Here is a 13,640-nt window from a genome sequence, read left to right on the forward strand (position 1 = left end):
CCGCAGCTGACGCGTCCACGGCGGCAGAAGACAGCTCAAAAGACCGCAGGACGATTTACGATGTTCGGATCAATCGAGGTGCCGGAACGCACCAAATAGTCGCGCCAGAGGGCCAACAAAGAGATGACGTCGCGAGACCTTGCGTCTGCCGTGGTGAGGAACTGTTCCAGATCCGAGGAGCCGAACAACTCCGGGATGCGCAGCGTTTCCGTCGTGAGAAGCGCCCGAAACACCGTCGTGTTCAAAAGGTCGGGAGAATAGCCCACACACGGACCATGCGGTGCGCCGAGGAGTTTCTCCTTGATCGACTCAGGCCGCCCCATCGGCGTGCCCGTTTCGTCGGTCGGAAACTCAAGCAGCGGCGGGCACAGCTTGCCGATCGCGGCCTTGTGCCACCGACAGTTCAGGCGCATCTGACGGCTCGTCCCGCGCACCGCGTCGATCCATTCCTTTTGCAGGAACGGCAGCCGGACCGGAAGGATGTCGCTGTAAAGCTCGATCCCGTTGCCGATGAAATTCCTGACCCGCTCCTTCAGATAGAAATCGTCGATGAGGTCGCCGAGCGAACCTTGGCCATAACGTGCGGCCAGTACGGACGTGAAATGTTTCTGGCCGGCAGGGGTGGACCAGTAGGCCAGCTCAGGCGCCGATCCGCTCGGGAAGCGGGCGCTTCGCCGCACCTTGGCGGAGAGAAACGCGGGGACCGAAAGCGAGGATAGCGCGTTCGCCGCCTGAAAAATCATCCCACGATCATAGAAGAAGGTCCGGGCATACTCGCCGTTGGAACCGGGGAAGAGGTGCATCCCCTTCTCCGGCGCCAGTGTCTTGGCGCCGACCCAGGTATGCCAGTTCCCCGGCGTCTTCGTGCCCGAAGTGCGCGTGAGGATTCTGTCCCGGTTTTCAACATACGTTTTCGGCGCGAGCGCGACAACCCGAAGCTCCAAGCCAAAGCGCGCCGCGATGGACTTGGCCACCCGCACGTCGGTCGCACCGTCGTGCCCCATCACGAAGCAGATGGGTTTCCGGCCCAGGGAGAGAAAGGCGGCGAGAATCGCGCGGGAGTCGAACCCGGCGGAGAGCGGCAGGATGGCGCCGTCGCCGTGGCGCCGGATGAATTCAACGAGGAACTCGGTCGCAGCGCCCACGGGGTTCGGGTAGCGGCTGGCCACAGGCTCAGCGAACGTGTGCCTTTTCAAGGCGGATCCATCCCATGCAACCATCTCGGCTGCTCCCAGCCGCCTCACCTTGGCATGCAGCGAGTCCGAACCAAGGGTGTGCCAATAGCAGGCCACGCTGGCGATCGCGCGGGCGTTCCACTGCCACGGGGAATTCGACGCTTTCACCACGTCGTCGACGGTGGGACCGTAATAGAACCTGCCCTCGCGCACCGTGTAGAAACACTGCTTAATGCCGTGGCGGGACGCCACCAACGTGATCGTCTCGCCTTGCCTGCGAGCCACCCAGAACTCGCCCGGGGTGTCTACAATGCGCGCATACGCGCCGTCGGCCAGTTGTTGCCGGAAGTCCGTCTGAGCCAGAGGCTCGCCGCAGACCTCAACCAACACAGTATCTTGGGTCCTCTCGGTTATAGTCATGGTAACGATTTTATTTGTCGCCTGACGAACAGCCGGTGACGCCTCGATCCTGGGCACGCTCACGCGCAAAGCCGGACCGTCGCCCATACTGAACTTCGGCGGGTCGGTAGAATGGGTTGGGGAACAGGCCGAAATGCCGCTCGAACGAACCCAGGGTGAATAAAGGGCGACTCGATTGAGAAGCTACGCAGAAGCCACTTACAATGCGCTCGTCGTCGGACTAGGTGGTGGCGGAACGGGAATTGCCGGATGACCGCTTATTCTGAACGGCTCACGATCGTCGCGGCCGTCTACTTGTTGCGCGCCGGCATTCCGAAAAGGGGCTGACCGGAATGGTATTCGATCTCGGTGGGGTCCGTCGTCGTGGACGGCTAAAACTAGTATCCCTATGTTGGGCGTGCGCGAATATAGCAAAAGGATATTGATAAGCTTTTGCCTGATTATGGGCCGGTATCAGAGCCTATGCGAAACTCGCGGTGGGCAGGGACCGGGGGATGGACTATCGCGCGTTGGGAAGGGATCTGAACGATCCGGCGTCAGGCGAGCCCTGCGCTCGCAGGTACCTGGTCGCCAAAAAAAAGGGACCTGCCTTGCGGCAGGTCCCGGAGTGTTCCTAAACCAGAGACTGCGTCAGCGCGCTAGAACGAGAACGTGTTCGTCACCGTCCACTCCTGGACCGGCGCGATGCGAACCGAGGCCCAGGTCTTGCCATCGGGCTGGACCGAGATCGGGATCAGCTCCTCGTTGTTGCCAACGTTGTAGACGTTCAGCTGGATTCTCCAGTTGATCTTGTTGGTGAGCTTACGCTCGTAGCTAACCCAGAGATCGATCGCATCTTCCGACGGGCCGTAGTACGGCTTGCTGAAGTCGAAGTTGGGCCGGGTCGGATCCGTGGCGACCACGGGATAGCCAATGATCACCTTGTCCTGCCAGCGATAGCTGCCGCCAACGCCCAAGCCCCTCAGCTTGCCTTCCCGGAACGTGTAGTTCGTGACGAAGTTGTAGCGCCACTTGCGCACTTCGGCGGAATCGGAGTTTTCGTTCAGCTTCAGCTGGGCATAGTTGCCGCGCCAGTTGTTCCAGACGTTCGTCAGCAGCGACAGGCCGGGGTTGCCGAACTGCGGCATGTTGCCGAGGATGTAGTTGGTGCCGTTGAATGAGCCGATCGGTGCCGCCATCAACTCATCGATGTAGTTGACGTACTCGTCCAGCTCCGGACCGCCGACGTTGCTGCGCGTCGCCGTCGTTTTTGACGCGTTGAAGGAGATGCGCCAGTTCGGCAGCGGATTGGCGGTGAATTCGAACTCATAGCCTTTCGACAGTGTGTCCGACGTCACGGCGAAGCCTTGGGGCGCGGTCGCGGTATACGCGAAGATGCTGGCCGGATTCGGCGCGTATTGCGAGGCCGGATCCAACGCGGTCGGTCCGCCCGCGGCGTTCTCATAGGTGGTGCGGTCGGTCAGTACACCGACCGACTGCGGCTGGAAGCCCCACGCGTCAAAGAAGCCGCGCTCGGTCATCCAAGTCTGCGCCTCGTTCCACTTCGTGATGGCGGCGTCTTCGAGCGCGCGGCCCTGTTCCGGAGTCAACGACGCATCGGCGCCGATCGTCACGGCGGGATTCTGTGGATTCACCGTCTGGCCCGACCAGGTGTTGCGCGTCGCCCAATTGTTCCGGTTGGCCCAGTCGTAGGCGCTGAGCTTATATAGGAACACATTGCGCCACCGCATGCCTTGCTGGACAATCGCGCCGACGGAGCCCGGGTTGCCCATGTCGGTCGTCGCCCCCGCCACGCTGGTCTCGTATTTCACCGCGCGGAAGGTGAACCGATTATCCTTCGTAGACAGCAGCACGCCGTAATCCTTCGTCGAACCGGTCGGGTTCGCGATCGGCTGGCCCCAGACGTTCCGACGCACGTCGGTCACCTGGAAGTTGCTCGATTTGTTGTAGGAGAGGCTGACGTTGATCGGCAGGAAATCGCGCTCGAGCAGTCGGTTGAGGTGCACCACTACGCCACCCGCCGTGGAGTGATCCTTGAAGATCTGATTCGTCGGATACGCGTTCGGCAGCATGTAGGTGTTGGGCTGGACATTCAGAATGTTGCGGTTGCCGGAAACGCGCGGCGCCGACACGCCTTTGCCCTTAACCTCGTCGTAGCGCCAACCAAAGGTAGGCACGATTGCGTCGTTCCAGAAGAAGCCCTGCCAGGAAGCCGCATACGATTTGGTCACGCGCAGCGATTTTTGCGCATTCGTCAGCAGGGCGTCGTCGGCCCCGTTGTTGTAGCGCATCAGGTCATCCTGGAAATACGTCCAGCCAACGTAGTTCGCCGGGTTGGAGGCTTCCGTGAGCTGCGGCACGGTGTTCGGCTGCGGGAGATCCGACGCGGGGATCGGTTGGCCATTGAAAACCCGCCAGAGGTTCGCCGGGACATTCCAGTTCGGAATGGTCGTGCCGGCGGCCGCATTGGTGAAAGGAATGCCGAAGTTCAGCCAGGTCGGATCGAACACGTGGACGCCGGCGTTGTTCAGCTTGACGTCGGCCGTGATGCCCGGGACCTGCGCGCCGGTCGCGCTATCGCGGCCCGCGACGGACGAGCCGAGGTAGATGAAGGCCTGCGGCGGACGATCGGTGATCGGCGAGTTCGAGCCGTCGGTGCCATTCCAATACCCCGCCCACTCGCGGCTGTTGGCGTACATCTGCCAACCGCGGTTTTCCGTCTCGTACCGCTCATCGGCATAGACGCCATTGAAGCGGTGCCGACCCAGCAGTTTCACCAGGAACTTGTTGTCGAGGACGTCGCTGGCGCGCAGCTCGGCGAACAACGAGGCGCGCGCGTATTTGCGCTCGCTCTCGTAGGAGCTGCCGGTGCCACCCCCACCCGCGCCCTGGACATACGGCCGTCCAAAGTTGGGGTTGGTCGTCGTCGTGCCGTTCGCCCCGGACACATAGTAGTCCAGGAAGTTCTTCATGATGTCCATGGTGATGGTCGGGCTGCCGCCGAGCAGCGCCTCGCCCGCCCTCCTGTATTTCTGACGGTCGTACGAGAGTTGGACGCCGAGGCGATCATCGAACATCGTTTGACTGAAATCGATGTTGTAAGCGTTCCAGTTTTCGGTCTCCCACTTCGTCGGTCCGTCGAGCAACGTGTCGTAGAAGTTGAAGATCGACGGATCGAGCATCGACATGTTCTTGTACTGGCCGTAGATCGCATCCGGGAACAGGGCGGCGTTCGCGCTGTGCGCGGCACTCACCATCGCCGGCAGGTTGTTCAACCCGTAGAACTGATCGCCGGTGCGCTTGCCCAGCAGTCCGTTGGACGCCCCGGTGAACCCACCCGTGTTGTTGCGAGCGCCGACGTTGATCCAGCCGCCCTCCACGCGGTAGAGCTGGTTCGTGGTGCCATCGAGCAGCCAGAACGGCTGCTGCTGATTCGGCGGAACGGCCAGCCAGGGCTGGTAATTCGGCGAGGTGGTCGGAATCAGGCCGCGGGCACTGCCGACGACGATGTTGTCGGTGCGCCAGGAGTCGTAGCCGTTGTCGACCGCGAGCTTGGCCATGCCGCCGAACATGCTGTTCGGATCACGGGCGCGGAACCATGGCGAGATGGCATCGTTGGGCGGAATGATGCGCGGCCGGTTCGCCTTGATGTCGCCGTTTTCGAACTTCGCACGGATGCTGGTGCGAAAATCGCGGCGATTGAAAAGCTTCGGGTCGAAGCGGATCGCACCAAAGAAGCGTTCGTCTTCCTGATACGCCGGGTCCTGCTGGAACTTCTGATCGTTCCACACGCCGTCCAGGCGGATCGCCAGCACGTCGTCGATCAGTTCCTGATTGATGTCGACCGACGCGCGGAACGAGCCATACGAGGCCACGCGCGCCTCGACACTACCCAGGTTGCGGAACTCGGCGTTCCGCAGCGAGGCATTGACGATGCCTGCCGGGCTGCCCAACCCGAAGAGAATCGAGTTCGGGCCACGCTGAATCTCGATGCGCTCGACGTTGTAGGAATCCCACGGAATGTCGGTGACGAAGAAGTCCCGGGTGTTGTCAGCGGCCGCCAACCCGCGCACGCGATTGGGCGCGCCTCCGGAGGAACGGAGATTGGCCGTTTCGTCGAGCTGGGAACTGTTGCCCAATCCGGCATACGTGCCGCGCGTGCCGGCGACTTCAGCGTTGGTCGTGTACTGGAGCAGCGTGCTGCTGTCCGTCGCACCGACGTCAGTCAAGAAATCTCTTGTGACGACCGAGATTGCCGATCCGACGTCACTCAGGTTCGTGCGGATGCGGGTGCCGGCGAGTGTCTGCGTCGCGGCATAACCGCGATCGGTTTCCGCGCGCACTTCGAAGGGCGAGAGTTGGATGACTTCATCTGCCTCCTCCGCTGGGGCGGGAGTGGGAGCAGCCGTTGTTTGGGCGAGCAGTCCCGGGCCGGTGGCCATGACCGCGAGCAGACCTAACGTAGTCCTTAACGGGGTTTTCATAGGTATACAGGGCTTGTACCCCAGGTAACGCCAAACCGGCTCGAGCGTGCGCTTGGAGGTAGCCGGAGTCAGATCGGCGGGGTGGTGGGGCTGAATCATTTAAAGCCGAGAGCAGCCGGCACCCGCAAAGGCTTCGTCATTCTGACATCTGAGCGCTCCGAGCTCGTACCCGCTGCAGACGCGGTTCTCGACTGCGGAGGCATCGGACCGGCGTCCTGACCCGCGCGAGGTTTTCGAACAGCCTCACCCTGCGCCACCCTCGCCTGCCCCGCGCGATTCAGATGTCAGAGTGAATGTTTCTTTGCCCCTAATCTCACGCTCGGCGAGGAACAATGTTACTTACACCGGTGGTTAAAGGTGTAGGTAGCTTGGGGGAGGGGCGGCTCACGCTGCCCTTCCCTTTCTTTTTGTTTGAACACACCCACGGGCGAGACGCCCGTGCCACGCGGCGTCACCTCGCGGTGATCACCGTGACCGCTTCCTCCAGCCCTTCGCCGGAGGCCGTAATTGTGATCTTCCCCGCCTGGCCGCGCTGCCCGCGGACGATCACCAGGCACTGTCCGCTGAACGCTTTTCGCTCCGGCGCCTGGAACGACTCGAAGCTCGTCGGATCCCCGTTGTCGGTCGCGACAATCTCGCCCGGCCCTGCGATCTGGAACCGAATCCGATGGTCCGCCCGCGGCGCCAACACGCCCGCCGCGTCCACCACCCGCACCGTGACGAACGACAGATCCCGGCCATCCGCCCGGATCTCCGCGCGGTCCGGCTCCGCCGTCAACGCGGCCGCCGGCTGCGCCGTCACCACGCGGTCCGTCGCCCACTTCTTCCCGTCCTTGTAGGCAACGACTTCGAGCGTGCCCGGCGCGTAGACCACGTCGTCCCAGCGCAACCGGTATTCATACGCGCCCTTGCGCTTCCGACCGAGCGATTGCCCGTTCAGGAAAAGCTCGGCCTCGTCGCCCGAGGTGAACACGTGCACCGGCGTCACCTGACCCACGCGTTCCGGCCAGGTCCAATGCGGCAGCAGGTGCGCCATCGGCAGGTCGGGCCGCCAGCGCGACTGGTACAGATAGAACCGGTCTTTCTTGAACCCCGCCAGGTCGATGATCCCGCAATACGCGCTCCGCGAGGTGTAATAGGGCGTGGGTTCCCCCAGATGATCCCACCCGGTCCACACGAACTCGCCCGCCACGTAAGGATGACGATCCAGCGAACCGAAGACCTTGTCCGCCGAGGAGCCGAAATCCACCGCGTGCAGCTCGTACCCGCTCACCTGGTGAATCGTGGAGTCGCCGCCACGTCCGTCGCGCACCACGTCGCTGATCTTCGGCGTCACCGGGAAAAGGTAAACGCCGCGACTGCTGAACGCCGACGCGCTCTCGCTCGTCAGGATCACCTTCTGCGGGAACTGCGCGTGAAACGCCGGATACTGCGGCGTCTTCCGAATTCGCTCCGTGCCTTCGAACTCCGGCGTGTCGCGAATTCCCTCCCCCTGATAGTTCAAGCTGATCACATCCAGCGCCGCCGGCAGGGGCATGTCGGGGCTGGCGTAGTTCATCGCGCTGGTCGCCGGCCGCGTGGGATCCTCCTCGTGTACGATGGCGACGAGCCGCTTCGCCACCGCCGCTCCGGCCTCGCCCGTGTATTGCTCGCCGACTTCGTTGCCGACGCTCCACACGATCACCGACGGATGATTGCGATCGCGCCGGATCAGCGCGCGCAAATCCTGCTCGTGCCAGTCCGGGAAAATCAGATGGTGATCGAGCGGCGTCTTCTTGCGCTCCCAGACATCGAACGACTCGTCGATCACGAGAAAACCCATCCGATCGGTCAGCTCCAGCAACTCGGGCGCCGGTGGATTGTGGCTCATCCGGACGGCGTTGCAGCCCATCTCACGCAGCATCTCCAGCTGCCGTTCCGCCGCGCGTTCGTTGTAGGCCGCGCCCAACGCGCCAAGGTCGTGGTGCTGGTTCACGCCTTGGAGCTTGATCCGCTCGCCATTGACAAAAATTCCCGCCGCCGGATCGAACCGCAGCGTCCGAATGCCGAACGGCGTCTCGTAGACATCCACCGGCTGGCCGGCGCGGGTCACGGTCGTCACCGCCACGTAGCGATGCGGCTGCTGGGTCGGCGGCGGCCCCCACAACTTCGGATTCGCGAGCGCGACCGAACTCCGCACGGTCGCGGCCGCGCCCGCCGCCACTTGGGTTTCAATGGCCTCCGTCCGCGCGACCACCTCCGCCGTTTTCCGGCCCTGCAAATCCAGCGCGAAGATCTCCGAGCTCACGCTGATCGGCGCAGGCTCCCGGCCGTCGTTGTCGACGGTGACCGCGAGCTCGATCGTCGCCGAACGCGACGTCACGTCACGCGTCGTTACCGCGGTGCCCCACTGGCCGACGTGCACCGGCTGCGTCTTCGTCAGCCACACGTTGCGATAAATCCCGCCGCCCGGATACCAGCGCGACGAGGCGGGCGGATTGTCGAGCCGGATCGCGAGTTGGTTTCTGCCGCCAAAAGCGAGGTAAGGCGTCAGGTTCACCTGCCACGACGAGTAGCCATACGGCCAGCCGCCCACGAGGTGACCATTCAACCAGACCGTCGCGTACGACATGGCGCCATCCACCTCGAGGACGATCGATTTGCCGGCGTCCTCCGCGGGAAGATCGAACGCCTTCCGATACCAGCCGATGCCCCAGCTGGGCAGCCTGCCCATGCCGCCGAAATCGCCGGTGGTGAGAAACGGCCCTTCGATCGCCCAGTCATGCGGCAGGTTCACGCGCCGCCAGGCTTGATCGTCGAAATCCGCCCGCACATACGCCACGTCGCTGCCCGGGTCGCCCGCCGGCCGGGTGTATCGAGGCGCCGGATCCTTGATGAACGCATTCCCGGTCGGCAGGATCCACGGCTTCAGCACCACGCGCGAGGCGGCGGCGAGCTTCTCGGCTTCCGTCGGCTCGGCATCCGCCGCCCGGCCGTCCTGGTTCGTCGTCACCACGGGACGAACATCGTAGTCGAGACTGACGGTGTTGCCCGGCGGATCGTCTTTTTGAAATCGCCAGTCGTCGTTCAGGGGCAGCCGTTCACGCAGTTGGGCGGACGACCGCTCGCCATGGGCGGCAAACGGCTGCTCCGCCGGGAGCGACTGCGCCGTGAAGAATCCAAGCAGCCCGACGAAAGCGAATGTGAATCCGGTTTTGAGGGAAGAAGTCATGATGGGCGGACGGTAGGCGGTGGACGGTGGACAGTCGACGGTCCCTCCTTCGCCAAGCCTACGGAGGACAGGGGACGGGGGACGGTGCTGCGTTGAGAGTTGAGAGTTGAGAGCTGAGGGTTGAGAGTCGATCCGCGGCGATTCGCGTGATGGCAAGCTGTCGCTTCGCTCGGTAACGCGGGCGGCTCGTGGTTTGAGGTCCGTATGTTCCGTGGGCAGCTCTCGGTTTGTCCTCGGTTTGCCTCCTGTAAAACCAGATCGGACTTGTTTGAACAGGAGTCGATCCGAGGTCGATCCGAGTTCAAGCCAGCAATCCTTGAACCACAGATGAACACGAATGCACACAGATCCGATCCGTGTAACCCGTGGTTGGTCGGAGGGCGCATCCTTAGCGTTAGGGTTGGGACGGCTGAAAACCGCTGAGCAGGGCTGAAATACCCTGATTTTCAGAGCGGGCGCCGGGTCGACTGAGGTCGTGGGCGCGGCCGGGCGCGGTTTGGGACGAACGGCGGCGCGCAGGCCGGTGTTCGCAAAGCTTTGGGACGGTTTTCGAGGCTTCCGTGAGGCCGATTAAGGCGGGCTTAATGGCCGGGTAAACGGGGCTCGAGAGGGTCACGGGACCAGCGTCGGCGCGGCGGCGGGCGTTGTCGAGTCCTGGCGCGCGCCGCGGAAACGGCGATGGTAGGCTTGGCGGTATAGCACCGCGCGTTTGATCATGTCGCGCCCCTGGCTCTCGAACGCCTCGATGCAGTGGTCGATCTCTTCAACCGTGCAATGCTGCCAGAGCTTGTATCCTGGTGAGCCTGGGAAACTCACCACGGCCGGCGCGGCCGCACTCGCGATCTTGCGCACCCAGCGCACCGCCTGGTCGAGAGACTCATCGGCGAGCATACCCATGCGCTCGGCGATCTCCTCGGCGTACAGCCAGCCGGGCGGCCGCTTCCGCCTACCGGGCTCCGTCACCGTCGGCTCTTTAGCTGCACGATCGAGCACGGCGACGAGCTGCTCGATCTCGTCCGGCGTGACGGCCGGCGCGGGCAACTTCAGACCGAGTTCTGCGGTGCCGTCGATCATTTGCCGCTGGTCGTTTGAGTCACTTTCCAGGCGCGGAACGCTTGGACACGTTCGGCGCGTTTCTTCTGCTTCCACTGCTGCAGGGTCATGCCGAAGTGAGACTCCGCGCAGGGAACGCAGAACCAGGCTCCGCAGTAGAGGCAGCGGTAAGCCAGCTCGAGCGCGCGGATCTGGCCGCATTCGCACGTGATGGTCCGTCGCTCGACAGCGTCCGACCATTGGCGCCGGAGGTGATCCTTCTGCACGGGATCCGAGGCCATGTCGATATACTGGACCATCGCGGGCATCAGAATGGGTGCCCGGCGGGCGGCACGTAGGCGGGCTCGGCGTCCTGGTAGATTTCGTCGGCGGGCTCGGGCGCAGCTGGCGGCGGGAGGATGATGATCGCGCCGAGGGGTGGCACGCTGCGGGCCTGCTCGGCCATCGTGCGCGGCGCCTGCGCCCGCTTCTCGCGGTTGAGTTTATCCCTGTGCCGCTGGGCCATCGTGATGTGGCGCTTCCTGGTCTCTTCCGGGTCGATCGAGTCGAGCGGCTCGCCGGCGGCCGTCTTGCGCTTCGCGAAGCGATCGCGCTGCAGCTTGCGGCTGCCCGCCGCGCCGTAGGTTTCGCGCTCGTGGAAGTCGGCATTGCGAGCGCGGTTGAAGCTGCGGTAGTCGCGCTTGCACTCATCCCACGCAGCCGACGCGTCGAGCGAGTCCTGGCGCGCGAGAAAGCGCAGGTAGGTGAACAGCGCCGTGGTCTCATCAGCGCCAAACCGAGGGCTGCTCGTCGTGACCTGCGGGCCGCGCACCTGGCGCATACACTCGAGCACGACCGCACGTCGCACGTCGTCGTCGCGGCGATCCCAGCGCTGGGCGCGGCAGGCGGCCGGCCAGAGGTCGCGGAAATAGGTGACTCGTGCGCGCGGGTGCATGTCAAACGGGGTCTGGCTGCCAGCGGCCGGTGAGTTCGTCGCGTCGCGGCCGCCGCGCCCGCCGATGCGCGGTAAACGGGAGTCCTTCGGGGATCCGGATGATCCGGTACATCCGCTCACCGTCCTGGTGGAAGGCGACCGCCATGATGCGCCGGCCCATCCGCCGAGCGGCATTGTGCATGGAAACGACGTGTTCCGGTCGCACGGTGCGGCCTTCGCCGAGCTCCATCGCTGCGACGATTGTCTTGGCCGAACCGTAGGGCATGCGAGGCGTATGCGTCATGGCTTGGCGCGATCCTTCGCGGCTGTGTGCCGCGCGTGGTGGAATAGCGTGACGTCGCGGATCGGCATGCAGGCGAGGTTCTCGATCCGGAAGTCACGTTTATCCGCGTTCTTGAAGGTGACCTGATGGCCCGCGGGCACCGGACCGTTTGCACGCTCCCATATCACGTAATGGAGCTGCCGACGATCGCCCGAGGTGGCGCGATAGTAGCCATCTTTACCGGGTGTGAACTCGCGACCGGCGAAGCGGATCTTTCTTTGAAAGCGGCGCTCGTAGAGCGGCAGCCCGTGCGCCTGGAAGATCTGATACATCGACTGGCGCGTGCGAGCGTGGAGGCGGCCGGTTTTCGAGAGCGACCGCAGCCGCTTGTAGTCGGCATACATGAGCTCGACCGCATACCTTGGCAGCCCGGTGCGGCCGCACGACTTCGGCCGGACCTGGCGAACCATCGCGCGACGAGCTTCCTCTGGCGTCAGCGGCCTGCTGGCCTCGAGCAGCGCACGCACGCGATCTGGCGCGAGCCCTATCTTTGTGCGGGCTTGCACGGCAACAGCGTCGCGCGCATCGCCCGCTGCACGCTCGAAGTACCGCACGGCACTGCTGGCCATCTCTGCCGAGGTGATCACGCGACCTCCTTCTTGGCGTAGCGCTCCGGGTGCACGCGGCGGCAATTGAGCCGTGCCCACACGCGGAGCATCGCATTACAGTGGCCGAGCAGCTCCGCTTTGCCGGGGATGCTGTTGCCGCGCTTGTGACCGAGATCCCACGCGACACGCGATCGATACTTCGCCCGCCTCTCATCATCCGAACCCATCGGCGCACAGGCGGAGCAAAGATCCTGCTCGACCCAAAAGCAGCGCTCGCCCGTCAGCACCATGCACCAGGTGCAGTCGTCGTCGGTGCAGCCGCAAATCCGGCACGCGCTCATGCGGCGAGCTCCCGGAATAGTTTTGAGTCCCGTCCGAAGCGGATGCGCGTGCGAACCTTCTTCAGCGCCTTTTGCTCGATGAGCAGGACGGCGTCGCGCGTGCAGCCACACCAGAGGGCAATTTCGTGGAGCGTGAAACTCGTGCCCGGCTTGGCTGCGAGTTGGAGTAGCTGCAGCCCGAGATCGATTCGGGCCGTCTTTGCCAGACCGTTCGTCACGACCGTCGTGTCGATGGCGTCATGACGATCACGCCGGCAGCGCTCGACACTCTTGGGATCGTAGCTCATGCGGCCATGCTCCGGTGGTATTCGAACTCCTGGCGCGCTCGGAGCGTGTCGCAAGCGTCGGCAAGTTCGTCCAGATGCCGCGCGATCAGCCGAACGACCGCGCGCTCGCGCTCGATCAGGTCGGCCTTGCCGACTCGACGCAGCAGTCGCTGGGCACAGTCGCGATACGTGCCGATCCGCCAGTAGTCACCTTCGAGCGCTTCGCTCGCGAGCTCGAGCAACTTGTCGAGGTCGGAGGTCCAGCAGGAGCCGACAGAGGCCGCGATCTTGATCTCTTCCTCGAGCATGGCCAATAGGTGATCCGCCGTAGTCTGGTAGTGCACCAGAAGCGGTACCACGTGCGGCGCGTCGAGGGGCAGGCGTAGCTGCGTCTCGCTCACAGCTGCCTCCCCAGTGGATGCACCTCAAACACCCCGCCGTGGAAGAGCGAGTGCAGCCGCTCCCACGTGTCGACGAGCGAGCCGCGCAACGCGTCGGCCGCGCGCGTGGTGCGGGCGATCGCGCGCTTCGCGTCGCGCGGCTTCAAAAACTGCACCACGGGCGCGCCGGGCAACAGCAGGCCGCCCTTGTGCGACCCGGTGACGTTGGCGAGCGTGCAGGGCTTGCCGCCCTGCGTTACGATGTAACCGACGAGGGTGATCGGCGCGGCCAGCGGATGCTCGTCCTGGTGCTTCGATTTCATCGGAGGGCGAAGTGAGGTTGACGTTGCGCGTGGCGCTGGCGCCGGCGGGCGAAGCCCAGCCGGAGGAGATCGGTGATCCGCTGCTGCAGATACCAGTCGACCGCGGCGGGATCCCGCTGATCGCGCAGCGAGGCGCGATCGCGCTGGGAATGACGATGATTGCTCATGGGGTGCTGAGCTGGT

13 protein-coding genes are annotated in these 13,640 nt (G+C 64.1%); all 13 read right to left on the minus strand.

What is annotated here, in order from left to right; genetic code table 11:
• Positions 1-35: 35 nt before the first annotated feature.
• A complete protein-coding gene (locus OTER_RS17085) occupies positions 36-1,682 on the minus strand; it encodes an asparagine synthetase B family protein (protein WP_148218159.1) in 1,647 nt (548 codons plus the stop codon).
• 551 nt (positions 1,683-2,233) lie between these two features.
• Positions 2,234-6,178 (minus strand): TonB-dependent receptor plug domain-containing protein, encoded by a 3,945-nt coding sequence (locus tag OTER_RS17090; RefSeq protein WP_012376183.1) that lies wholly within the window; start codon positions 6,176-6,178, stop codon positions 2,234-2,236.
• A 352-nt stretch (positions 6,179-6,530) separates the two neighbouring features.
• Positions 6,531-9,290, minus strand: coding sequence for a beta-galactosidase GalB (gene galB / locus OTER_RS17095; protein ID WP_012376184.1), 2,760 nt, complete (start codon positions 9,288-9,290; stop codon positions 6,531-6,533).
• 612 nt (positions 9,291-9,902) lie between these two features.
• A complete protein-coding gene (locus OTER_RS17100; RefSeq protein ID WP_012376185.1) occupies positions 9,903-10,364 on the minus strand; it encodes a hypothetical protein in 462 nt (153 codons plus the stop codon).
• Complete coding sequence (locus tag OTER_RS17105) at positions 10,361-10,651, minus strand: hypothetical protein (RefSeq protein WP_012376186.1); 291 nt, start codon at positions 10,649-10,651, stop codon at positions 10,361-10,363. The genes OTER_RS17100 and OTER_RS17105 overlap by 4 nt, the downstream gene beginning before the upstream one ends.
• Complete coding sequence (locus tag OTER_RS17110) at positions 10,651-11,277, minus strand: hypothetical protein (protein WP_012376187.1); 627 nt, start codon at positions 11,275-11,277, stop codon at positions 10,651-10,653. The genes OTER_RS17105 and OTER_RS17110 overlap by 1 nt, the downstream gene beginning before the upstream one ends.
• A gap of 1 nt (position 11,278) precedes the next feature.
• Positions 11,279-11,560: a hypothetical protein gene (locus OTER_RS17115; protein ID WP_148218160.1), complete on the minus strand. Its 282-nt coding sequence runs from the start codon at positions 11,558-11,560 to the stop codon at positions 11,279-11,281.
• Positions 11,557-12,186 (minus strand): HNH endonuclease signature motif containing protein, encoded by a 630-nt coding sequence (locus tag OTER_RS17120; RefSeq protein ID WP_044891843.1) that lies wholly within the window; start codon positions 12,184-12,186, stop codon positions 11,557-11,559. The genes OTER_RS17115 and OTER_RS17120 overlap by 4 nt, the downstream gene beginning before the upstream one ends.
• Positions 12,183-12,488, minus strand: a complete 306-nt coding sequence (locus OTER_RS17125) for a hypothetical protein (protein WP_044891844.1) — start codon at positions 12,486-12,488, stop codon at positions 12,183-12,185. The genes OTER_RS17120 and OTER_RS17125 overlap by 4 nt, the downstream gene beginning before the upstream one ends.
• The gene (locus OTER_RS17130) at positions 12,485-12,775 is read right to left on the minus strand and encodes a hypothetical protein (RefSeq protein WP_012376191.1); all 291 of its coding nucleotides are present in this window, start codon (positions 12,773-12,775) and stop codon (positions 12,485-12,487) included. Before OTER_RS17130 ends, OTER_RS17125 begins: the two co-directional genes overlap by 4 nt.
• Positions 12,772-13,155 carry a hypothetical protein gene (locus OTER_RS17135; protein ID WP_012376192.1) on the minus strand — a complete coding sequence of 128 codons (384 nt, stop codon included), beginning with the start codon at positions 13,153-13,155 and terminating at the stop codon, positions 12,772-12,774. The genes OTER_RS17130 and OTER_RS17135 overlap by 4 nt, the downstream gene beginning before the upstream one ends.
• Positions 13,152-13,457, minus strand: coding sequence for a hypothetical protein (locus tag OTER_RS17140; protein ID WP_012376193.1), 306 nt, complete (start codon positions 13,455-13,457; stop codon positions 13,152-13,154). Before OTER_RS17140 ends, OTER_RS17135 begins: the two co-directional genes overlap by 4 nt.
• Positions 13,454-13,624 (minus strand): hypothetical protein, encoded by a 171-nt coding sequence (locus OTER_RS26260; protein WP_012376194.1) that lies wholly within the window; start codon positions 13,622-13,624, stop codon positions 13,454-13,456. The genes OTER_RS17140 and OTER_RS26260 overlap by 4 nt, the downstream gene beginning before the upstream one ends.
• Between the last annotated feature and the right edge of the window lie 16 nt (positions 13,625-13,640).

It is taken from the genome of Opitutus terrae PB90-1 (genome assembly GCF_000019965.1).
Lineage (GTDB): Bacteria > Verrucomicrobiota > Verrucomicrobiia > Opitutales > Opitutaceae > Opitutus > Opitutus terrae.

Coding starts and splice junctions, on each gene's coding strand:
- OTER_RS17130 (WP_012376191.1), bottom strand. CDS start 12,775: ATGAGCTACGATCCCAAGAGTGTCGAGCGCTGCCGGCGTGATCGTCAT.
- OTER_RS17105 (WP_012376186.1), bottom strand. CDS start 10,651: ATGCCCGCGATGGTCCAGTATATCGACATGGCCTCGGATCCCGTGCAG.
- galB (WP_012376184.1), bottom strand. CDS start 9,290: ATGACTTCTTCCCTCAAAACCGGATTCACATTCGCTTTCGTCGGGCTG.
- OTER_RS17140 (WP_012376193.1), bottom strand. CDS start 13,457: ATGAAATCGAAGCACCAGGACGAGCATCCGCTGGCCGCGCCGATCACC.
- OTER_RS17090 (WP_012376183.1), bottom strand. CDS start 6,178: ATGATTCAGCCCCACCACCCCGCCGATCTGACTCCGGCTACCTCCAAG.
- OTER_RS17125 (WP_044891844.1), bottom strand. CDS start 12,488: ATGAGCGCGTGCCGGATTTGCGGCTGCACCGACGACGACTGCACCTGG.
- OTER_RS17110 (WP_012376187.1), bottom strand. CDS start 11,277: ATGCACCCGCGCGCACGAGTCACCTATTTCCGCGACCTCTGGCCGGCC.
- OTER_RS17085 (WP_148218159.1), bottom strand. CDS start 1,682: ATGGGCGACGGTCCGGCTTTGCGCGTGAGCGTGCCCAGGATCGAGGCG.
- OTER_RS17115 (WP_148218160.1), bottom strand. CDS start 11,560: ATGACGCATACGCCTCGCATGCCCTACGGTTCGGCCAAGACAATCGTC.
- OTER_RS17100 (WP_012376185.1), bottom strand. CDS start 10,364: ATGATCGACGGCACCGCAGAACTCGGTCTGAAGTTGCCCGCGCCGGCC.
- OTER_RS26260 (WP_012376194.1), bottom strand. CDS start 13,624: ATGAGCAATCATCGTCATTCCCAGCGCGATCGCGCCTCGCTGCGCGAT.